Raw genomic sequence first — 19,248 nt, forward strand, 5'->3', positions numbered from 1 at the left:
CTCGATGCGCGCATCGAGCCGGCCTGCCATTGCCGCATCCGCTATCGCCTGGAAGTTGCTTCCGCTGCCCGAGGCGAATACGGCAATACGCAACGGTTCGGTTCTCATACGACCGCCCCGGTAAACGTAACTTTACGCTCCCCTGCCGTTACGCGGCCAAGCGTATAGGCTTTCTCGCCGTGCTGCGCGAACAGCTCGGCAGCCCGTGCGGCCTGGTCCTCCGCCACGATGACGACCATGCCGATCCCCATGTTGAACGTCCGGAACATATCGTTGTTGCTGATACCGCCTTCCCGCTGCATCAGTTGGAAAATCGGCAAAATCGGCCAGGAACCGTAATCGATCTCGACGTCGACGCCCTCCGGCAGCACGCGCGGAATGTTCTCCAGGAAGCCGCCTCCCGTAATGTGCGCCATTCCTTTAATCGATACCTCTTCGAGCACCGCCAGCACCGGTTTGACGTAAAGCTTCGTCGGCACGAGCAGCGTGTCGCCCAGACGGCCGCCCAGCTCGTCGATCGTATCGTGCAGAGTGTAGCCCTTGTCTTCCAGCAGCAGCTTGCGCACCAGCGAGAATCCGTTGCTGTGGACGCCGCTCGAAGCGAGACCCAGGACGACGTCGCCCGGACGGATCGTGGAGCCGTCGATGATCTTCTTCTTGTCGACGATACCGACCGTAAAGCCCGCAATATCGTACTCGCCTTCGCCGTACATCCCCGGCATTTCCGCCGTTTCGCCGCCGATCAGCGCACAGCCCGACTGCACGCAGCCGTCGCTGATGCCTTTGACGATCGCTTCGATTTTTTCTGGAATGACCTTGTCGCAGGCAAGATAATCGAGGAAAAAGAGCGGCTCCGCGCCCTGCACGACAATATCGTTCACGCACATCGCCACGGCATCGATGCCGATGGTGTCGTGCTTGTCCATCGCGAAAGCGATTTTCAGCTTCGTGCCGACACCATCCGTACCGGAAACGAGCACCGGCTCTTCGTACTTGTCCTTGTTCAGGCCGAACAGCGCGCCGAAGCCGCCGAGGTCTGTCAGCACTTCCGGACGGAAGGTCGTCTTGACGTGCTTCTTCATGCGCTCTACCGCTTCGTTGCCGGCCGCGATATCGACACCGGCTTGTTTATATGCATCGGACACTTGGATTGTTCCTCCCCAAAAGTGGTTGGCTGCGCTTGTTCCGGCTCCAGTTCGTGCTGTCTGCCTGCGGCCGCTCTTGAAAACGGGTTATCTTCATTGATATTAGCAGCGGGAATAACCCGTTTTCAAAGGCGGCACGTAGACTCTTCGGCAGACACACGAACCTCCGCCTAAGCGCTCCGTCAAAAATTTTGCGCAGCAAAACCTGCGCTATCGTAAAAAGGCGGTCCGGGCAGCCCGGGACCGCCGGGTTAGATCAAAAGCATGCTGGCGTCCTGTCCGCTCAATCGCAGCCGCAGCCAAGAGCGGCTTCGTCGGGAACCGGCGTCGGGTAGCGGTTGTCGAAGCAGGCCGTGCACAGCCCGCGGTTGACTTCCACGTTCGGACGGCCGATGGCCGTGAGCAGCCCCTCATGGCTGAGAAAATGCAGCGAATCGGCGTTGATCGCCTCGCGGATTTCCTCCACCGATTTGACCGCCGCGATCAGCTCCTTGCGGCTTGGCGTATCGATGCCGTAGAAGCACGGGTTCGCAAACGGCGGCGAGCTGATGCGTACGTGCACTTCCTTCGCGCCGGCCTCGCGCAGCAGGTTGACGATGCGCAGCGAGGTCGTGCCGCGCACGATCGAGTCGTCGATCATGACGACGCGCTTGCCTTCGACGATGCTGCGCACCGCCGACAGCTTCATCTTGACGCCCTGCTCCCGCAGCTCATGGCTCGGCTGGATGAATGTCCGGCCGGTGTAGCGGTTTTTGATCAGGCCGAGCTCGTACGGAATGCCCGTCTGCTCCGCGTAGCCGATCGCGGCGGAAATGCTGGAATCCGGCACGCCGGTGACAATGTCGGCGTCGACGAACGCTTCGATCGCCAGCTGGCGTCCCATCCGCTTGCGCGCGGAATGGATGTTCGTCTCGTCGATGTCGCTGTCCGGCCGGGCAAAATAAATGTATTCCATCGCGCAGATCGCACGCTGCTTGATCGGCGAGAACCGGTCTTCCGTCATTGCGCCGGTTTTGAAGTCCATCACCAGCAGTTCGCCCGGCTCGACATCGCGGTAATACTTGCCGCCGACCGTGTCGAACGCACAGGACTCGGAAGCAAACAGCCACGCATTGCCAAGACGGCCCATCACAAAAGGCCGCAAGCCGTGCGGGTCCCGCGCGACGATCAGCTTGTCCTTCGTCAAAAACATAAACGCATACGCGCCCTCCACTCGGAGCAGCGTCTCTTTCACGGCAGAGACGATATCATTCTGCTTCGACCGGGCGATCAAGTGCGCTACGACTTCCGTATCGCTGGTCGTTTGGAAAATCGACCCTTCTTTTTCCAGCTGGTCCTTGATTTCCGGCGCATTGGTCAAGTTGCCGTTCGTGGCAATCGCCAGATCGCCTCCGCGGTATTTGAACACGAGCGGCTGCGCATTGGCCAGCTTGCTTTCGCCCGACGTCGAATAACGCACGTGTCCAATCGACGCGCTCCCGGTCATGGGAGCGAGGTTGTCGTTGTTGAACACTTCTTTCACAAGCCCCATGCCGCGGTGATAATGAAACGTCTCGCCGTTGGCTACGCAGATGCCCGAGCTCTCCTGCCCGCGGTGTTGCAGCGCATGGAGGCCGTAGTACGAAAGCGAAGCGGCTTCGGGATGCCCGAACACGCCGAAAACCCCGCACTCTTCCCCCAGCTTGTCCATAAAGCTGTCTTGGCCGCTATGGCCCTCGTTATAGTAGCGTCCGGTCCAGAGGGGCACTGCCACTCCGGAAGCCGAACGAACGATTTTTGCTGCCTCTTGTCCCTGTCCGCCGATCAGTTGTTCATCAGACATGGAATCGCATCCTTCCAAACCTTTTCTAGTTCCGTCACAGATGCATCAATAACCGGTTTTCCATTGACTTGAAGTTGGAGCGAGCTGCCGCCGACCGTACCGAGTGTTTGTACCGGCACGCCGCGCTCTGCCAGAAGCTGCTGCAGCGCTTCGGCTTTGTCCGGGGCTGCGCTTAGCAGAAGGCGGGATTGGCTTTCGCTGAACAATGCAATATCCGGGCGCAGCTCCGTTGCGATGTTCGCCTTCGCGCCGAGACGTCCGCTCATGCAGCTCTCGGCCAGCGCGACGGCCAGTCCGCCTTCGGACAAGTCGTGCGCAGAAGCGACCAGCCCTTGCTGAATCGCGGTCAATACCGCATCCAACAGCGTTTTCTCCACGTCCAGATCGATTTGCGGCGGACGGCCTTCCGTTACGCCATGAACGACATATTGGAACTCGCTGCCTCCCAGCTCCGCTTTCGTTTCGCCGAGCAGCAGGATCACGTCGCCTTCGCGCTTGAAGCCCTGCGTTGTAATATGGTCGGTGTCATGCACCAAGCCAACCATCCCGACGACCGGCGTCGGATAAATCGCGCCTTTGGCGTTCTCGTTGTACAAGCTGACGTTTCCGCCAATGACCGGCGTATTCAGCTTGCGGCAAGCTTCGGCCATCCCGTCGACGGATTTCTCCAGCTGCCAGAAAATTTCCGGCTTCTCCGGGCTGCCGAAGTTGAGGTTATCCGTAATCGCCAGCGGCTCCGCGCCGGAGCAGACGTTGTTGCGCGCCGCTTCCGCCACGGCGATGCGTCCGCCGACTTCCGGATCGAGATATACATAGCGTCCGTTGCAGTCCGTGGACATGGACAGCGCCTTGCGGGAGCCGCGGATCGTCACGACCGCCGCATCGGAGCCCGGCTGAACCGCCGTGCTGGTACGTACCATATAATCGTATTGGTTATAAATCCACTCTTTGTTCGCTACCGTAGGGGAAGCCAGTACCTGCTTGAGCGCGCCGTTCAAATCCGTCACTTCCGGGTAACGAAGCGTATCGACCTTGCCGTTCTCTTCGTAATAAGCCGGTACCGCGGAAGGCTTGTGATACATCGGGCAATCGTCTACGAGCGCTTTGACCGGCATGTCGCCGACCAGTTCGCCTTTATGATACAGCTTCAGATTGCCGTCGTCGGTTACTTTGCCCACCTTCGCGCAGTGCAGACCCCAACGCTCGAAAATCGCTTTCGCCTGCGCCTCATGCTCCGGCTTCACGACGAACAGCATCCGCTCCTGCGACTCGGACAGCATCATCTCGTATGGCGTCTTGCCTTCCTCGCGCTGCGGCACCTCGTCCAGATACAGCTCCATGCCGTTGCCGGCCTTGCTCGCCATTTCCGAGCTGGAGCAGGTCAAGCCTGCGGCGCCCATATCCTGAATGCCGACGACGATGCCGGAATTGATCAGCTCCAGGCACGCTTCCAGCACGAGCTTCTCCATAAACGGATCGCCGACCTGCACCGCCGAACGCTTCGCTTCGGACTCCTCTGTCAAATCTTCGGATGCGAACGTCGCGCCGTGGATGCCGTCGCGTCCTGTTGCCGGTCCGACGTAGAAAACCGGGTTGCCGACGCCTTTGGCGACGCCCTTTTGGATTTTGTCGTGATCGATAAGACCGACGCACATCGCGTTGACGAGCGGGTTGCCTTCGTAGCTCTCGTCGAACATCACTTCGCCGCCGACCGTCGGAATGCCGATACAGTTCCCGTACCCGGCAATCCCCGCGACGACATGTTCGAACAAATATTTGACTCGATCATTCGTGAGACGGCCAAAACGCAAGCTGTTCAATACCGCCACCGGTCTTGCGCCCATCGAGAAAATGTCGCGGATAATGCCGCCGACTCCAGTGGCCGCGCCTTGATACGGCTCGACCGCCGAAGGGTGGTTATGGCTTTCGATTTTGAACACAACCGCTTGATTGTTGCCGATATCGACGATACCCGCGCCTTCGCCCGGCCCCATCAGGACGCGGGGTCCGCTTGTCGGGAATTTGCGGAGAACCGCTTTCGAGTTTTTATAGGAGCAGTGCTCGGACCACATGACGCTGAACACGCCGATCTCGACGTAGTTCGGCTTCCGGCCCAAAAAACCGCAAATTTTGTCATATTCCGCATCTGATACGCCGAACTGCTTGTAAATCTGCTGCTCGGCAATTTGCTCTGCCGTTGGTTCCTTAGCCGATAGCTGCTGCGCCATGCTTCTCCCTCCAGGTGCTCAAAATCGATGTAAACATTTTCCGTCCGTCCGCCGAGCCGAGCAGCTCATGTACCGCCCGCTCCGGGTGCGGCATCATGCCCAGCACATTGCCCGCCCGGTTGCAAATGCCGGCAATATCGTCGACCGAGCCATTCGGGTTGTTGCCCGCTTCGTAACGGAACACGATCTGGTTGTTCGCTTTCAGCTCCGCCAGCGTCGCCTCGTCGCAATAATAGTTGCCTTCGCCGTGGGCGATCGGAATATTGATCAGCTCGCCCTTCGTATAGTCCGAAGTAAACGGCGTATTCGTATTTTCCACCTGCAGCATAGCTGCATGGCAGCGGAATTTGAGCGACCGGTTGCGCAGCATGGCTCCTGGCAGCAGACCCGATTCAAGCAAAATCTGGAAGCCGTTGCAAATGCCCAGAATGTATTTTCCTTCCTCTGCCGCTTTCACCAAAGCGCCCATGACCGGGGCAAAGCGGGCAATCGCGCCGCAGCGCAGGTAATCGCCGTATGAGAAGCCGCCGGGAATAAGAATGCAATCATATTTCGATAAGTCCGTTTCCGTATGCCATACGTAATCCACTGGCTGTCCGATCGTATCCTCTACCGCTTTGTAGCAGTCGATATCGCAGTTGGAGCCGGGGAATACCAACACCGCGAAATTCATCACGCGCGCCTCCTTTTGATTAACCCTGTACCAGCTCGAAACGGTAATCCTCGATTACGGTGTTCGCGAGCAGCTTTTCGCACATCGCTTTCAACCGCTCTTCCGCCGCAGCCCGGTCGTTTGTGTTCAGTTCCACTTCCAAATATTTGCCGATTCTCACCTTCTCCACTTCATCGAAGCCCATCGAGTGGAGCGCGCCCTGTACGGCGGTTCCTTGCACATCCAGAACGCTTTGCTTGATCGTTACGTATACCGTTGCTTTGAACATTAGGAAAAGTACCTCCCACATTAAGTTAATCATTTTGGGCCTATCCTGAAGCGCGTTATCCGCGGAGCGGCTGCTTTACCGCCCCGGCAAGCCAGTTTACCCTTGCACCAAACGGTTGTAGATATCGCGGTAACGCCGGGAAGTCTCCTCCACCACATGCGGCGGCAGCGGGTCCGGCTCGCTGTTTTTGTCCCAATCGGTGCCGGACAAATACGTCCGGACCGGCTCTTTGTCCATGCCGTCGATCTCGATGTCGAGCTCGTACTTGCTTTTGTCCCAGAAACGGGAGGAGTCCGGCGTGAAAATTTCGTCAATCAAGATGATTTCGCCGTCAATAAGGCCGAATTCGAACTTCGTATCCGCCAAAATGATGCCGCGCGCCTCGCAAAACTCCCGTGCAAACTCATACAGCCGGATGCTTTTCTCCTGAAGCTGCTGCGTCAGCTCCGCGCCGATCAGTTCGGTCATCCGTTCGATCGAGATGTCCTCGTCGTGGCCGACGTCGTTCTTCGCGGCAGGCGTGAAAATCGGCTGCGGAAACCGTTCATTCTTCCGCATGCCTGCCGGCAGCTTATGCCCGTTCACTTCGCCAGTTTGCTGGTACTGCCGCCAGCCGCCGCCGGTAATATAGCCGCGCACGACGCATTCGATGTCGATCCGCTGTGCCTTTTTCGTGACCATGAACCGGTCCTTCATAATCTCGCGGTCCGTGACCAGCTCCCCGAGCCGGTCTACGTCGGCGTGCACCAAATGATTCGGCTGGATGCCTGCCGTCTGCTCGAACCAGAAGCGGCTGAGCGAATTCAGCACGTTGCCTTTGTCGGGCACCGACGGGCTCAGCACCCAGTCGAACGCGGAGATGCGGTCGGTGACCGCGATCAGGTAGTGCTCGCCGAGATCGTACAGCTCCCGGACCTTGCCTTTGTAGAGCAGCGGCGCCTTCACATATGGCTCGGCGCTCGAAATGGCCGTTGTCGTCGTTCTACTCATCGCTTCGTCAGGCCTCCCCCGTTTTTGATCAGCTCAAGCCGAGACGCTTGAAAATCGTATCCACATGCTTCAAATGCCAGCTCGGGTTGAACGCGTCGTCAATCTCTTCCAGACTCAGATGCTCCCGGATCGCCGGCGTGTTCTCCACGATGTCGCGGAACGAACGCTGCTCCTCCCACGCTTGCATCGCGCGCGGCTGCACCGTATCGTACGCTTGCTCGCGGCTGAAGCCTTTGTCGATCAGCTTCGTCATGACGCGGCCGGAGAACGGTACGCCGTACGTGCTTTGCATGTTGCGCTTCATATTTTCCGGGAACACCGTCAGGTTCTTCACGATGTTGCCCAGGCGGTTCAGCATATAGTTGAGGAGAATCGTCGCATCCGGCAAAATGATCCGCTCGACCGAGGAGTGCGAGATATCGCGCTCATGCCACAGCGTCACGTTCTCGTAAGCGGAAACCATATGGCCGCGGATGACCCGCGCCAGCCCGGAGATGCTTTCGCAGCCGATCGGATTGCGCTTGTGCGGCATGGCGGACGAACCCTTTTGCCCCTTGGCGAACGGCTCCTCCACCTCGCGGAATTCGCTCTTCTGCAGCGCGCGGATTTCGGTCGCGAATTTGTCGAGCGAGGTCGCGATCAGCGCCAGCGTCGCCATATACTCCGCGTGACGGTCGCGCTGCAGTGTCTGCGTGGAAATCGGCGCCGGCTTCGTGCCAAGCTTGCCGCACACATATTCCTCGACGAACGGATCGATGTTCGCGTACGTGCCGACCGCTCCGGAAATTTTGCCGAACTGCACGCCGTCCGCCGCAAAGCGGAAACGCTCCAGGTTGCGTTTCATCTCCTCGTACCACAGCGCCATTTTCAGTCCGAACGTCGTCGGCTCAGCATGCACGCCGTGCGTCCGTCCCATCATCGCCGTATCTTTGTAAGTGACCGCTTTGTCCTTCAAAATCTCGATAAAGTTCAGCAGGTCCTTCTCCAAAATCGTGTTGGCCTGCTTCAGCAAGTAACCGAGCGCCGTATCAACCACGTCCGTAGAGGTCAAGCCGTAGTGTACCCATTTCCGCTCCGGTCCGAGCGTCTCGGATACCGCACGGGTGAAGGCGATCACGTCGTGGCGCGTCTCCTGCTCGATTTCGTAGATGCGGTCGATGTTGAAGCTTGCGTTTTTGCGCAGCTCGGCTACGTCTTCCTTCGGGATAACCCCCAGCTCTGCCCACGCTTCGCAGGAAAGAATCTCGACTTCGAGCCATGCTTTGAATTTGTTTTCTTCCGTCCAAATGCCGCCCATCTCGGGTCTCGTATAACGTTCGATCATCGTTTCTCCATCCTCCGCTTTTATCCGGTTAATAATACTCAATCCGAACCGTTCTTATTTATTAGCGTCCCATATTTTTGAAGCCTCTATCCAATCAAATGCCGCCTCATGCGAGGCTGCGAGCAAATTCACATGGCCCATCTTGCGGCCGGCCTTGGCTTCCTGCTTCCCGTACAAATGCACCTTCGCCGTCACGCCCGGCACCTGCTCCGCTTCCGGCCGGACGATCCAGTCCAGCAGCGGCTGCACGTGTTCTCCCAGCACATTGACCATGACGACCGGTGTCATCAGTGCAGGATCTCCGAGCGGCAGGTTCGCGATCGCCCGCACATGCTGTTCGAACTGCGAAGTCCGGCACGCCTCCATCGTATAATGGCCGGAGTTATGCGGACGCGGCGCCAGCTCGTTGACGAATAGCTCGCCATCCACGGTAAGGAACAGCTCGACGGCGATCAAGCCGATCACATCCAGTTCCTCGGCGATCCGGAGCGCCATCCGCTCCGCTTCCCGCTGCACCTCTTCCGGCACCCTTGCCGGTACGATGGACAGGTGCAAAATGTTGTTGACATGCACATTCTCCGCAGCGGGAAAAGCTTTCGTCTCCCCGCGCGGACTGCGGGCCGCGATGACCGATAGCTCCTTCGTGAAATGCACGAATTGCTCCAGCACAAGCTCCGTCCGGGCCCGGCTTAACGTATCGTACGCCTCCTGCACTTCGTCCAGCGAGCGGATCACCCACTGCCCTTTGCCGTCGTACCCGCCCGTCGCCGTCTTCAGCACGCAAGGCGTGCCGAAGCGTCCAACCGCTTCGCGCAGCTCTTCTACGCTGCCGATTTCGGCATACGGCGCGACCTTGACGCCTGCAGCTTCAATCGCCCGCTTCTCGCGCAGCCGATGCTGCGTCGTGTACAGCAGCTTGCTGCCCTGCGGCACGTACGATTCGGCCATCAGCAGCTTGGTGACATCGGCGTCCACGTTCTCGAACTCGTACGTGATGACATCGGCCAGCTCCGCAAGCTGCCGCGCAGCATCGACATCATGATAAGGCCCGACGATTTGCCGGTCGGCCACTTGGCCGCAAGGCGAATCCGGCGTCGGGTCCAACGTGACGAACCGGTAGCCCATGGCGCTTCCCGCCAGAGCCATCATCCGTCCGAGCTGCCCTCCCCCAAGCACACCAATCGCTGCGCCGGGGGGCAATACTTTCGATGGGTCGTACGTTCGGTTTTGATCTGTCTGCCGCGTCATTCCAGCACGCTCTTTTCGATAACGGTTTGCGCAATTTTTTCGCGGCGCTCCGCTACTTTGCGCTGCAGCGCCGGATCGAAGGCGCCGAGCATTTGAGCGGCCAGCAGCCCCGCATTCGTCGCTCCGGCATTCCCGATCGCCACGGTGCCGACCGGAATGCCGCCCGGCATCTGAACGATGGACAGCAGCGAATCAAGGCCGTTCAGCGTGGACGACTTCACCGGCACGCCGATCACCGGCAGCACCGTCTTCGCCGCCACCATACCCGGCAAATGCGCTGCGCCGCCGGCTCCCGCAATAATGACCTTCAATCCGCGGTCCGCTGCCGATGCCGCATACTCGAACATCAGGTCGGGCGTCCGGTGAGCGGAGACGACTTTCTTTTCATAAGGCACTTCGAGCTCGTCCAGCACATCGCAAGCATGCTTCATCGTTTCCCAGTCGGACTGGCTGCCCATAATGACTCCAACAAGAACAGACATTGGTAACCTCCGTGTCGGTCGCATCGATGTTTGACCCTATATTATAGAAGCAAAAAAAACAAAACGCCCATTGGATAGTACTGACAAGCGCAGTCTATCGGCAGGACGACAAGAATCTCCACAAGCGCAAGCTAAGGTCTGGCATGCGTATGCCGACCCCTGAAACTTCGCTCACTCGTAGTCCAAAAATTTAAGGTTTTCGGGTAGAAACTTTCGGGCCATATTCCCGACATTATACGAGACTATTCGACTTTTTTAAGGCTTTCATCCTCTTTAGTTTAACAGTCTTTAACACCGCATGTCAACTCCAAAAGACGAACATTATTTTGCTCAAAACAGAAATAGTTCGCATTTTAGCGCAAAAAAGCGCACGGCTTATCCTTGCTCTAAAATATGCTTTTTTATGCGAATCAGCTCGTTCAGCCCGTCTTCCACTTCTTCTTTCGACAAGTTGCCCTGCTCCAGCGCTGCCGAATCTAGGTCCAGCCATCGTTCGTACATCCGAATGCCGAGTCCGAGCTGTTCGAGCCGCTCCTCCGTTTCCTGCGACCGTTCCAGCTCGTCCAGCAAATGGAAAAGCGCATCCTCCGCCCGACCGTATCGGCCGCCAGCATCATAATAAGGGATAAGTACCTTGAGCAAACTTGCAGACATCGGAGCCCGTCCAACCAGGGCAAGCGCGGACTCGATCCGGTCTGCGAATTCCTCGCGCAGCTCTTCGCTCGCATCCAGCTCTCTGGCCGTTAGCAGAAGCTCCAGCGATTTGGCCCCCGCCGCTCTTGCCGCCGCCTCTTCTCCGGAGTCCGCGTACAAAGCCGCCTGGGCGTTGAGCATGTCCCCGCATACAAGCACTTTCCCCTGATCGACTTCGCCGTCTTTGGACAGCAGAGCAAGCAGATCTTTGACCGACAGCGCATGGATCAGCTTCGAGCCGACGCCGAGCAGCTGCCGCATCGCTTGGTTCAGCAGTTCCATCGCTTCCCGCAGCTGTTGATTCTGCCGAAGAAACATCACTTTATGCAGCATTTCCGCCGCCTGTTCGATCATCCGTAATATGTAATCCCGCTTATACATGGCGCTGCTCCTTTCTCGGGACCGAGACCGTCCCAAATCAGTTGATGCCCCCGAACACTCTTTTATTGTACCGCATTCCTACCCGGGAGGAAAAAAGCTTCTGCTATTTTCCGGCAGCAACTGGATGATTTTATGTATTGATACCAGCAACAAGCCTGTGGTAAATTCTTAAAAGCCGAATCGCACAGCAAATTTTGTGTACGTACGGGGGACGCAATACATGGGGTGAATGCCGCAGAACCGCGAGGTTCGAAGGCTAGGGAGCCTACCTCTTCCCGAACCCGACAACTAACCTCGGAGGCTAACAGGAGGGAAATAGAATATGAAATTCAGTTTGAAAAGCGTGCTTCTTGCATGCCTGTTCACACTGCCCGCGATACTGCCCGTCTGCGCTCCGGCTGCCTATGCCGATGAACCGGTGCGTCTGGCAGAGGATATCAAGGTTCAGGTGAACGACAAGCTGGTGCAGTTTCCGGATGCCCAGCCTTTTGTGGATGAGAATCACAAGCTTCAAGTTCCGGCGCGCGTCGTCGCGGACAAACTCGGCTACCAGCTGAATTGGGAGCCTGCCGGTTCCGAAATCAAAGTTACAATCAAAAAAGACGATAAAAACAGCCTTTCGCTGCAAACCGGCGATAAAATGGTTACGGTCAACGGGGAACCCGAACAGATTGAAAGCGCTGCAGAATTCGTCGACGGCCGCGTCTATGTGCCGGTCCGCCTAATCTCGGATTCGTTCGACATTCAAACGCAATGGGATAATCATAACCGCATCGCGATTCTCGGTGCCGACGGCAACTATCACGCGCCCGCTTGGTATCGCCCACGCGCAGCCGTTCTGACCGCTTTCCAAGAACCCGCAACGGCCCCTGCACCGGGTTACAGCAAAATGATCGAAGTCAAAGCGACAGCCTACACCGCATCTCCGGCGGAGAACGGCGGATATGGCGCAGTCGATTATATGGGCAATCCGCTGAAGCTCGGAACGATCGCCGTCGACCCGTCGGTCATTCCGCTCGGCTCTAAGGTATTGATCAAAGGCTACTCGTATATGGGCCTGCCCGCTCACGGCTTGTATGCGACAGCGACGGATACGGGCGGCGCGATTAAAGGCAACAAAATCGATATATTCCTTCCCGAAAACCGCGCTCAAGCTAAGCTCTTCGGTATACAAAATGTGCAGGTATACGTACTTAATCCTTAATCAAGCTTGATTCTCATCCAAACCGAAAAAGCAGTCGTCTCCTTCACGGGACGGCTGCTTTTTTCGGTTCGTACCTCTTACTCGTACGTTTTGCCGGCATAGTTCGCGACCACGTCGCGGATCAGCATGTAAGCTTCTCCGTTGGTGAGCCGCTTCGGGTCACGGATGGCCGAAACCGTATCCTGCTTCACCGCACCCTGGCTGATCAGTTCCTGCATGGTCGTCGGCGGCTTTTGCGGCAAACCCATCGCCGAGCCGAGGGCCGCCGCCGCCAGATCCGCCGTGAGCGGAGCTTCAGCCGGATGGCCTATACCCTGCAGCGAATCGGCAGCTTTTCCTTTAAAATAGGCCGAATGCACTCTCCCTACGCCGTTCAGCTGATAGACGAACCGCTGCGCGTTCGAAGCGCCGTCCAGGTCAAAGCCCTCATTTTTGTCTCCGCCCACGGTCAAATTCATGCTCACCGCCGCTTTCAGCCCGGCATAGGCTTTATGCTTCATATAAGCGGGCGGATCGATTCGGAATGGCTTCAGCTCCATCCCCTGCTTGTTCAGCCTTTCTTGCAGCGCTGCGATGTCCTGCTTGGACTCGGAGAGCTCACGGAACGATAGCCCCTTGTCGATTGCCAGCTTGGCCGCGGCTCCAGCCGCCTGCCCCATTGCCATGCCCACCGGGATAACGCGCGCGCTGCCGTGCGGCAGCGTATCGAAGCTGGCCGAACGGCCAACAACCAGCAGTCCGTTCACCTCGCGGGGCAAAATGCTGCGGAACGGAATCGCATACTGCACCGGATTCATCATGATCGCGCCGCGGTCTTGGTAGCTCGTGCTCTGGATATCGACTTTATACGAGCCGAAAGCGATGCGGTCCCATTGATCGCGATTATCGAGCACATCGGTCATGGTGAGGCGGTATTGGCCCTTCATATGCCGGGTTTCCCGCACGTACAGCTCCGGCGCCGTTCCGGCCAACTCGAGATCGGCGAACTCCTTGAAATTTTTCTTCATATAATCCAGGACAAGCGGAATTTCTTTTTTTCCGATCTCAAAAGCTTCTTCGACCGACTCGGGATCCAGCGGATTGATGCCGAAAATTTGCAGCGCGTTAATGAGAATCGTCCCGTCATTTTGTCTCCCGATATTGAGGCCACGCATGCGAACCTTGTCTTTGTTGCTCGACGGATACTCCCACATCTCGGGGAACCCCCATCCGCTCATCCGGTCAATACCGGTATCCTTGTGGCTGCCGAACGATTCCCATACCTTCTGCGTGACGCCCCGCAGCTTAAAAACAAGCGTGACCGCCATCTGGGATTTCGGATCACCAATGTCCTCTCTCCCTATCGTGAACGCTACGCCTGCGGCCGCGGCAATGTCGGCATCCTGCGTCGCGTCGATCACGGCTTTGGCCTTCACATTATGCCGGCTGCCGTCCTGCCCGATCACCTGCATGCCGGTAACCTTGCGCATGCCGTCCTGGCCGACGGTCACAATCGGCTCCATCGTCTTCACCTTCATGAGAAGATCGATGTTCGGCTCCTGCCGGACTAGCTCGTAGAACGCATTAGCGGCCGTGACAACATCGAACGATGTGCCTTCGATGCGATCGTACCACTCCTGGAAAATCCCTTTGTTCAAAAAATTATGCTTGCCCGGAACAAGCGAAGACTCGGGGGAATAATTGTTATCCAGACTGTTCAACCAGCCCAGCGTCATCAAGCCGCCAAGAATCTCACGGTTCCGCCCGTCCACCAGCAGTACGGACAGGCCGTTGCGAGCTGCCGAGACAGCGGCCGACACACCTTCCGGATCGGTGCCGGTCACGATGACATCATAGGCATCTTTGATTTGGGAGACGGAGCTTACTTGCTGCAGCGGCTTCATTTCGCCTGGTCCGGCTGTGCTCTTGTCATTGCCGTACCACCATAGCCCGCCTCCGATGATGAAGGCCAGCAGCAGGCCCAATCCTATTGCCAGCCGTAACTCTTTTTTTGACCGATTCGCCATCCCCAAGCTCACACTCCGTTTCCGCTCGATCTGCTCACGTCTTAATGGACGCGTCGAATCGATGGTTTGTTCCAGAAAACCGCATTTTTTACAAAAACGAAAGAACTCGATGAAACGCGGCAACCGGCTTTTCTGTATAATAGAGTCAACGAACATGCCGGAAGGAGGCATTATCTTATGGGGATATACGATAAAGATCCGTTCGTGAGAAGCATGGAGTTGTTGCGGGAGAACGTGCCGTCCTTCGCCAAATATCCGTTTCACCTCCCGGCTTTGCGTCAGTTGACCACCTTGCGCTTCCATCCCAAGGTTACCTACATCATCGGCGAGAACGGCATGGGCAAGTCCACACTGCTTGAAGCCATCGCCGTTGCCTGGGGCTTCAATCCCGAAGGCGGCAGCTTGAACTTCAATTTCGCCACGCACGAATCCCACTCGGAGCTGCACCGGCATATCCGTTTGGTACGTGGGATCGGCAAGCCGAGGGACGGCTTCTTCTTCCGGGCGGAAACCTACTACAACCTCGCGACCAATATCGATCAGTTGGATAGCGAGCCATTGGGCGGAGGTCGAATCATCGACTGGTACGGGGGCAAATCGCTGCACGAGCAGTCGCACGGCGAATCGTTTTTTGCGGCTTTCCTGCACCGTTTCGGAGGCAACGGGCTGTATATTCTGGACGAGCCGGAAGCGGCATTGTCTCCCTTGAAGCAAATGTCCATGCTCGCCCGCATCCACACGCTGGTCAAAAAGAACTCGCAGTTCATCATCTCGACGCATTCGCCCATTTTGATGGGCTATCCGGATGCTCTCGCTTATTATTTGACGCCGGATGGAATCGAACACATAAATGTGGAAGAAACCGATCATTATATCATTATGAAGCAATTTCTGCATAACCGGGAACGTATGCTTAAAGAGCTTTTTGCCGACGAGGAATAACGCAAAAAGAACAGGCCCGGATCAGTTCCGGTACGCTGTTCTTCGATTTTTTTGCGCTTATCTGGTCCGAACCGTCGTTAAACGGTATCTCCGTTCTTCTTCACGTCGAAGCGTTCTTCGCGGCGGTCAATCGGCCCCGGGCTTCCGGCGACCGGCGGATCGATCTGTACCGCCTGGTCGGCCGTCCGCGTCTGGTGCAGGTCGGTCGCCCCGGCCGCATGAGTGCCCAGATCCTCCAGCTCGGCGTTGCCTGCATTATCAGGCACTTGGCTCATTCGAATTCCCTCCTTATTGTGAACTACCTTTATTTTGTAGCTCTTGTTTACATTTCATACCTAGAAAGCATCTATTTTCCTGCCACATGCATAAAAAACCGGCGGTGCCCGAAGGCAATCGCCGGTTCCCGATAGTTATTTCACGAGATTTTGCAGCAGACTTTGTCCCATTTGAACTTCTTTGTTAAACTCGTCTTGATATTCGTTGACGATATCCGTGCTGAAGCCTTTAGACTCCAGCTCGCTTCTTACGCTGTCGATAATGGCGTTGAACTGAGCTGATTTTTCGTTAAACGTGCTTTCTCCCTGCCGATAAAGCCTCGCTCTTTCCTTGGAACTGCTTGCCGCTGCTGCCTGAAGAGCGATCCCCATCAATTCCTGTTTGCTTTCATTGCGGAGATGGATTAACTGCTGAGTGGCATTTTTCGTGATTTCCTTGTACTCTTTATCCTTCTCCTTATCGTTGCCATTGCCATTGCCATTGCCATTGCCGTTGCCGTTTCCATTACCTTTGCCATTGCCTTTACCGTTTTCCTTATCCTGCTTTTCTTTTTCTTGCTTCTCTTTCTCCTGTTTTTCCTTCTCTTGCTTTTCTTTTTCCTGCTTTTCCTTCTCTAGCCGCTCTTTCTCCTGCTTTTCTTTCTCTTGCTTCTCTTTCTCTAACCGTTCCTTTTCGAGTTTCTCTCTCTCTAGTCTTTCCTTCTCCTGCTTCTCTTGCTCCTGCTTTTCCTTCTCCAGTCTTTCCTTTTCTTGCTCCTTCTCCTTATCTTTCTTTGGCGGTTTTGGAGTGCCCCAGTTGCCAAAATTCGTCTCGAACCACTTGTCCAGATTGAACTGTTCTCCGAGGAACACGTTCAGATTGACCACGGTAGGTCCGTTGAAGTTAACCAGCGGCGACTGATTCTCGAATGTAAGCGATGCCGCTTCGGCTTTCGGCGCAGACAGTACCGGTGTAGTCAAAGCTACCGCGATCACGACCGCAAGAAACTTTGACAAGGTTTTCCTTTTGTTCATAGCTTTCTCTCCTTTAGTTTTATAAAGTTATGCAGAGCTCATTTTTTCTCCAGAAGAGACTCCTCGTAGCTCTTGCCCTTGCTTAAACCATATTTCGAAGCAATCGCAATCAGCTCGTCGTATTCCTCTTCCGAAAGCTTTTCCAAGATCATTTCCTTGGCCTTCCTTTTTTCCTCCAAGGAAACGCCTTTGTCAAACATATTTTGTAATTGTTTCAAATCATTACCATTCAGCTTTTTAAGCAGCACGGTTGTGATTTTGACTTGTTCGGACAGCGAGATTTGATCCTGCACTTCCTTCGCCTTGCCTGCGGGTATTTCAGCTTTATAGCCTGTGCTGCCCGACTTCGGGTCGGACGGCTTGACGGTCGTGGCCGGTGGCTGAGCCTGCTCCGATGTCCCCGACGGTACCGGGGAATCGCCCGGCTTCCGGACGGCATCCTGCCCGGAGGCAGGCTTCGAGGCTTGAGCCGGCTTCTGCTGCGATACCGGAGGCTGCTCGGAATCCGAGGCTTTGCCCGCCGGATCGGTCCGCTTCTCCGGACCGGTCTCTGACCGCTTCCCCGCCGGCGCTTCTTCCGCCAGACTGGCAAGAGCCGCCGTCATCCGTTCCTGCACCGCATGAAGCGCCCAATATCCGCCGGCAAGCAGCAGCAACACAACTGCCGTCCCGATGAATAAGGCCTTTTTCATTCTCGCCTTCATGGAACCTCCCCTCTTCGTAGCGTACTGTTCCGTCTGATTTTGCGGAACATCGCCAGGCATAGGATGAGAACCACTAAGCCAAGGAATCCGCCGATTGAATCCAATACAATATCCTGCATTGCGCTGGTACGCTCCACACTTCTCGCTTGATTCCATTCATCCGCCGAAGCTATGCCAATCACATAAACGATCGCAAGCAACATCTTGAAGCCAAGCTTCCATCGGGTTTGAACCAACGCGAACAAAGCACAAACCGCCAGCATCGCGTACATAAACAAATGCGAACCTTTTCGAAACAAAAACTCGACAAATTCAAACGGCTGCTTCCTGGCTTCAATCGTAGAATGATGATAATGAATGGTCATTTCAGGTACGACGCTAAGCATCCCCTCCTTCGTGAACCATTTATGTAAAATTGGCTGTATACTCTGCTCAGGGTAGGACTGGGAAGAGAAGTGAAAAATAAGCAGCGTCCACAGCAACACAGGAACAAGGGTAAGGAGCTTAGTAATTGACCGGATGGGATTCACTCCTAGCCGTCAATACTGCCGGCCTGCCAACCGAATGGTAAACGAAGCCATGTTCGTACATTTCCTGGAGCGAGAAGCAGTTGCGCCCGTCCACCAGGAACGGATATTTCAACAGCTTGCGAACGGAAGCAAGATCCATGCCCGCAATTTCATCCCACTCGGTTAAAATCAGGCAGACGTCGCAATCCGTCACTGCCGACTCGACGCTGTCACAATAAGTCACCTCGGCAGGCAGCAGCGCCCGGGCGTTCGGAATGGCGATCGGATCGTACGCTTGGACGATTGCGCCCTTTTTCACCAGCTCGTCGATAATGACAAGCGACGGAGCGCAGCGCATATCGTCCGTATTCGGTTTAAAAGCAAGCCCGAGCACAGCAATCCGCCTTCCGGCATAGTCGCCGAACAAATCCTGCAGCTTCTTCAGCATCACATGCGGCTGCGCCTCGTTGGTCGAGATGACGGATTTCAGCAGCGTAAAATCATACCCGGCCTGATCGGCCATATGGGCGAGCGCAAACGTATCCTTCGGGAAGCAGGAGCCTCCGTAGCCGATACCGGCCTGCAAAAATTTCCCGCCGATCCGGCTGTCCATCCCCATGCCTTCCGATACTTGGGTCACGTCAGCACCGACCCGCTCGCACAGATTGGCGATGGCGTTGATAAACGAAATTTTCGTAGCCAGAAAGGCGTTGGCCGCATATTTGATCATCTCTGCGCTTTGCAGGTCCGTAATGAAAATTTTCGTCTGCAGCGGTTCGTGCAGCTTCGCAATGACCTTGGCCGCCTTGTCGCTCGTCGCCCCGATCACCGCCCGCTCCATGTTCATGCAATCCGCAATCGCCGAGCCCTCGCGTAGAAATTCGGGGTTGGATACGACGTCAAAATGAATGCGTTCGTTGATCCGGTTGTTGGCGACGATCGTCCGCACAAGCTCTCCCGTACCGACAGGCACCGTACTCTTGTTGACAATAATTTTGTACGTGTTCAAGTGCTTGCCGATCGTCTTGGCCACTTCCTTCACGTAGCGCATATCCGCTTCGCCGTTCTCCGCCATAGGCGTGCCGACCGCAATATAAATAATGTCGGAATCCTCAATAGCCTCGCCGATTTCGGAGGTGAAGAAGAGACGGTTTTCCGCCACGTTCTTCGCGACAAGCTCCTTTAAGCCCGGCTCGTAGATGGGAATCTCGCCGTTTTGCAGCATGGCGATTTTGTCCTTGTTCACATCGCAGCAGATGATGCGGTTGCCCATTTCGGCAAAGCACGTTCCCGACACCAGACCGACGTATCCCGTACCAATCACTGTTATATTGTGCATA

At 56.2% G+C, this 19,248-nt stretch carries 18 protein-coding genes, 1 pseudogene and 2 riboswitches; of the genes and pseudogenes, 2 read left to right on the forward strand and 17 right to left on the reverse strand.

Annotated features, from left to right (window positions below):
- The 11 genes and pseudogenes from QJ48_RS36920 to QJ48_RS16325 all read right to left on the reverse strand — a co-directional run.
- Positions 1 to 108, reverse strand: a pseudogene (locus QJ48_RS36920) (phosphoribosylglycinamide formyltransferase); the annotation flags it as partial.
- Positions 105 to 1,145 carry a phosphoribosylformylglycinamidine cyclo-ligase gene (gene purM, locus QJ48_RS16280; RefSeq protein ID WP_054974615.1) on the reverse strand — a complete coding sequence of 347 codons (1,041 nt, stop codon included), beginning with the start codon at positions 1,143 to 1,145 and terminating at the stop codon, positions 105 to 107. The gene purM and the pseudogene QJ48_RS36920, both read right to left, overlap by 4 nt.
- Positions 1,146 to 1,428: 283 nt before the next feature.
- Complete coding sequence (gene purF / locus QJ48_RS16285) at positions 1,429 to 2,967, reverse strand: amidophosphoribosyltransferase (RefSeq protein WP_157261651.1); 1,539 nt, start codon at positions 2,965 to 2,967, stop codon at positions 1,429 to 1,431.
- A complete protein-coding gene (purL, locus tag QJ48_RS16290) occupies positions 2,949 to 5,195 on the reverse strand; it encodes a phosphoribosylformylglycinamidine synthase subunit PurL (protein ID WP_054974616.1) in 2,247 nt (748 codons plus the stop codon). The genes purF and purL overlap by 19 nt, the downstream gene beginning before the upstream one ends.
- A complete protein-coding gene (purQ, locus tag QJ48_RS16295) occupies positions 5,173 to 5,868 on the reverse strand; it encodes a phosphoribosylformylglycinamidine synthase subunit PurQ (protein WP_054974617.1) in 696 nt (231 codons plus the stop codon). Before purQ ends, purL begins: the two co-directional genes overlap by 23 nt.
- A gap of 19 nt (positions 5,869 to 5,887) precedes the next feature.
- Complete coding sequence (gene purS / locus QJ48_RS16300; protein ID WP_025845489.1) at positions 5,888 to 6,136, reverse strand: phosphoribosylformylglycinamidine synthase subunit PurS; 249 nt, start codon at positions 6,134 to 6,136, stop codon at positions 5,888 to 5,890.
- 96 nt (positions 6,137 to 6,232) lie between these two features.
- Positions 6,233 to 7,126 (reverse strand): phosphoribosylaminoimidazolesuccinocarboxamide synthase, encoded by an 894-nt coding sequence (locus tag QJ48_RS16305; protein WP_054974618.1) that lies wholly within the window; start codon positions 7,124 to 7,126, stop codon positions 6,233 to 6,235.
- Between the two features lie 28 nt (positions 7,127 to 7,154).
- Entirely contained in the window at positions 7,155 to 8,450 is a 1,296-nt protein-coding gene (purB, locus tag QJ48_RS16310; RefSeq protein ID WP_054974619.1) for an adenylosuccinate lyase, read from the reverse strand.
- A gap of 54 nt (positions 8,451 to 8,504) precedes the next feature.
- Positions 8,505 to 9,698, reverse strand: a complete 1,194-nt coding sequence (gene purK / locus QJ48_RS16315; protein ID WP_054974620.1) for a 5-(carboxyamino)imidazole ribonucleotide synthase — start codon at positions 9,696 to 9,698, stop codon at positions 8,505 to 8,507.
- On the reverse strand, positions 9,695 to 10,180 hold the full coding sequence (gene purE / locus QJ48_RS16320) for a 5-(carboxyamino)imidazole ribonucleotide mutase (RefSeq protein WP_036687439.1): 486 nt from the start codon (positions 10,178 to 10,180) through the stop codon (positions 9,695 to 9,697). The genes purK and purE overlap by 4 nt, the downstream gene beginning before the upstream one ends.
- A 158-nt stretch (positions 10,181 to 10,338) precedes the next feature.
- Positions 10,339 to 10,440: riboswitch (purine riboswitch) on the reverse strand.
- A 115-nt stretch (positions 10,441 to 10,555) separates the two neighbouring features.
- Positions 10,556 to 11,254, reverse strand: a complete 699-nt coding sequence (locus QJ48_RS16325) for a DUF6483 family protein (RefSeq protein ID WP_054974621.1) — start codon at positions 11,252 to 11,254, stop codon at positions 10,556 to 10,558.
- Between the two features lie 163 nt (positions 11,255 to 11,417).
- Positions 11,418 to 11,572, forward strand: a riboswitch (cyclic di-AMP (ydaO/yuaA leader).
- A 4-nt stretch (positions 11,573 to 11,576) separates the two neighbouring features.
- Here QJ48_RS16325 and QJ48_RS16330 point away from each other — a divergent pair.
- Complete coding sequence (locus tag QJ48_RS16330; RefSeq protein WP_054974622.1) at positions 11,577 to 12,458, forward strand: stalk domain-containing protein; 882 nt, start codon at positions 11,577 to 11,579, stop codon at positions 12,456 to 12,458.
- Between the two features lie 77 nt (positions 12,459 to 12,535).
- On the opposite strand, the gene QJ48_RS16335 is transcribed toward QJ48_RS16330, so the two are convergent.
- Positions 12,536 to 14,464, reverse strand: a complete 1,929-nt coding sequence (locus QJ48_RS16335) for an FAD-dependent oxidoreductase (protein WP_054974623.1) — start codon at positions 14,462 to 14,464, stop codon at positions 12,536 to 12,538.
- Positions 14,465 to 14,641: 177 nt separating this feature from the next.
- On the opposite strand from QJ48_RS16335, the gene QJ48_RS16340 reads away from it, so the two are divergent.
- The gene (locus QJ48_RS16340) at positions 14,642 to 15,406 is read left to right on the forward strand and encodes an AAA family ATPase (protein ID WP_054974624.1); all 765 of its coding nucleotides are present in this window, start codon (positions 14,642 to 14,644) and stop codon (positions 15,404 to 15,406) included.
- A gap of 77 nt (positions 15,407 to 15,483) precedes the next feature.
- On the opposite strand, the gene QJ48_RS16345 is transcribed toward QJ48_RS16340, so the two are convergent.
- The 5 genes from QJ48_RS16345 to QJ48_RS16365 all read right to left on the reverse strand — a co-directional run bounded on the left by QJ48_RS16345 (position 15,484) and on the right by QJ48_RS16365 (position 19,247).
- Complete coding sequence (locus QJ48_RS16345) at positions 15,484 to 15,681, reverse strand: hypothetical protein (RefSeq protein ID WP_054974625.1); 198 nt, start codon at positions 15,679 to 15,681, stop codon at positions 15,484 to 15,486.
- A gap of 135 nt (positions 15,682 to 15,816) precedes the next feature.
- Positions 15,817 to 16,695 carry a hypothetical protein gene (locus tag QJ48_RS35340; RefSeq protein ID WP_063858099.1) on the reverse strand — a complete coding sequence of 293 codons (879 nt, stop codon included), beginning with the start codon at positions 16,693 to 16,695 and terminating at the stop codon, positions 15,817 to 15,819.
- A 38-nt stretch (positions 16,696 to 16,733) separates the two neighbouring features.
- Positions 16,734 to 17,399 carry a hypothetical protein gene (locus tag QJ48_RS16355; protein ID WP_054974626.1) on the reverse strand — a complete coding sequence of 222 codons (666 nt, stop codon included), beginning with the start codon at positions 17,397 to 17,399 and terminating at the stop codon, positions 16,734 to 16,736.
- Entirely contained in the window at positions 17,396 to 17,929 is a 534-nt protein-coding gene (locus QJ48_RS16360; RefSeq protein ID WP_082420533.1) for a VanZ family protein, read from the reverse strand. Before QJ48_RS16360 ends, QJ48_RS16355 begins: the two co-directional genes overlap by 4 nt.
- Positions 17,904 to 19,247 carry a UDP-glucose 6-dehydrogenase TuaD gene (locus tag QJ48_RS16365; RefSeq protein ID WP_054974628.1) on the reverse strand — a complete coding sequence of 448 codons (1,344 nt, stop codon included), beginning with the start codon at positions 19,245 to 19,247 and terminating at the stop codon, positions 17,904 to 17,906. The genes QJ48_RS16360 and QJ48_RS16365 overlap by 26 nt, the downstream gene beginning before the upstream one ends.
- Between the last annotated feature and the right edge of the window lies 1 nt (position 19,248).

This window comes from Paenibacillus sp. A3 (assembly GCF_001399685.1).
GTDB lineage: Bacteria > Bacillota > Bacilli > Paenibacillales > NBRC-103111 > Paenibacillus_G.

Excerpts from the sequence above, each read along its gene's own strand:
- purF (WP_157261651.1), bottom strand. The coding sequence starts at position 2,967 with ATGTCTGATGAACAACTGATCGGCGGACAGGGACAAGAGGCAGCAAAA.
- purL (WP_054974616.1), bottom strand. The coding sequence starts at position 5,195 with ATGGCGCAGCAGCTATCGGCTAAGGAACCAACGGCAGAGCAAATTGCC.
- purQ (WP_054974617.1), bottom strand. The coding sequence starts at position 5,868 with ATGAATTTCGCGGTGTTGGTATTCCCCGGCTCCAACTGCGATATCGAC.
- purS (WP_025845489.1), bottom strand. The coding sequence starts at position 6,136 with ATGTTCAAAGCAACGGTATACGTAACGATCAAGCAAAGCGTTCTGGAT.
- QJ48_RS16305 (WP_054974618.1), bottom strand. The coding sequence starts at position 7,126 with ATGAGTAGAACGACGACAACGGCCATTTCGAGCGCCGAGCCATATGTG.
- purB (WP_054974619.1), bottom strand. The coding sequence starts at position 8,450 with ATGATCGAACGTTATACGAGACCCGAGATGGGCGGCATTTGGACGGAA.
- purK (WP_054974620.1), bottom strand. The coding sequence starts at position 9,698 with ATGACGCGGCAGACAGATCAAAACCGAACGTACGACCCATCGAAAGTA.
- purE (WP_036687439.1), bottom strand. The coding sequence starts at position 10,180 with ATGTCTGTTCTTGTTGGAGTCATTATGGGCAGCCAGTCCGACTGGGAA.
- QJ48_RS16325 (WP_054974621.1), bottom strand. The coding sequence starts at position 11,254 with ATGTATAAGCGGGATTACATATTACGGATGATCGAACAGGCGGCGGAA.
- QJ48_RS16330 (WP_054974622.1), top strand. The coding sequence starts at position 11,577 with ATGAAATTCAGTTTGAAAAGCGTGCTTCTTGCATGCCTGTTCACACTG.
- QJ48_RS16335 (WP_054974623.1), bottom strand. The coding sequence starts at position 14,464 with ATGGCGAATCGGTCAAAAAAAGAGTTACGGCTGGCAATAGGATTGGGC.
- QJ48_RS16340 (WP_054974624.1), top strand. The coding sequence starts at position 14,642 with ATGGGGATATACGATAAAGATCCGTTCGTGAGAAGCATGGAGTTGTTG.
- QJ48_RS16345 (WP_054974625.1), bottom strand. The coding sequence starts at position 15,681 with ATGAGCCAAGTGCCTGATAATGCAGGCAACGCCGAGCTGGAGGATCTG.
- QJ48_RS35340 (WP_063858099.1), bottom strand. The coding sequence starts at position 16,695 with ATGAACAAAAGGAAAACCTTGTCAAAGTTTCTTGCGGTCGTGATCGCG.
- QJ48_RS16355 (WP_054974626.1), bottom strand. The coding sequence starts at position 17,399 with ATGAAGGCGAGAATGAAAAAGGCCTTATTCATCGGGACGGCAGTTGTG.
- QJ48_RS16365 (WP_054974628.1), bottom strand. The coding sequence starts at position 19,247 with ATGCACAATATAACAGTGATTGGTACGGGATACGTCGGTCTGGTGTCG.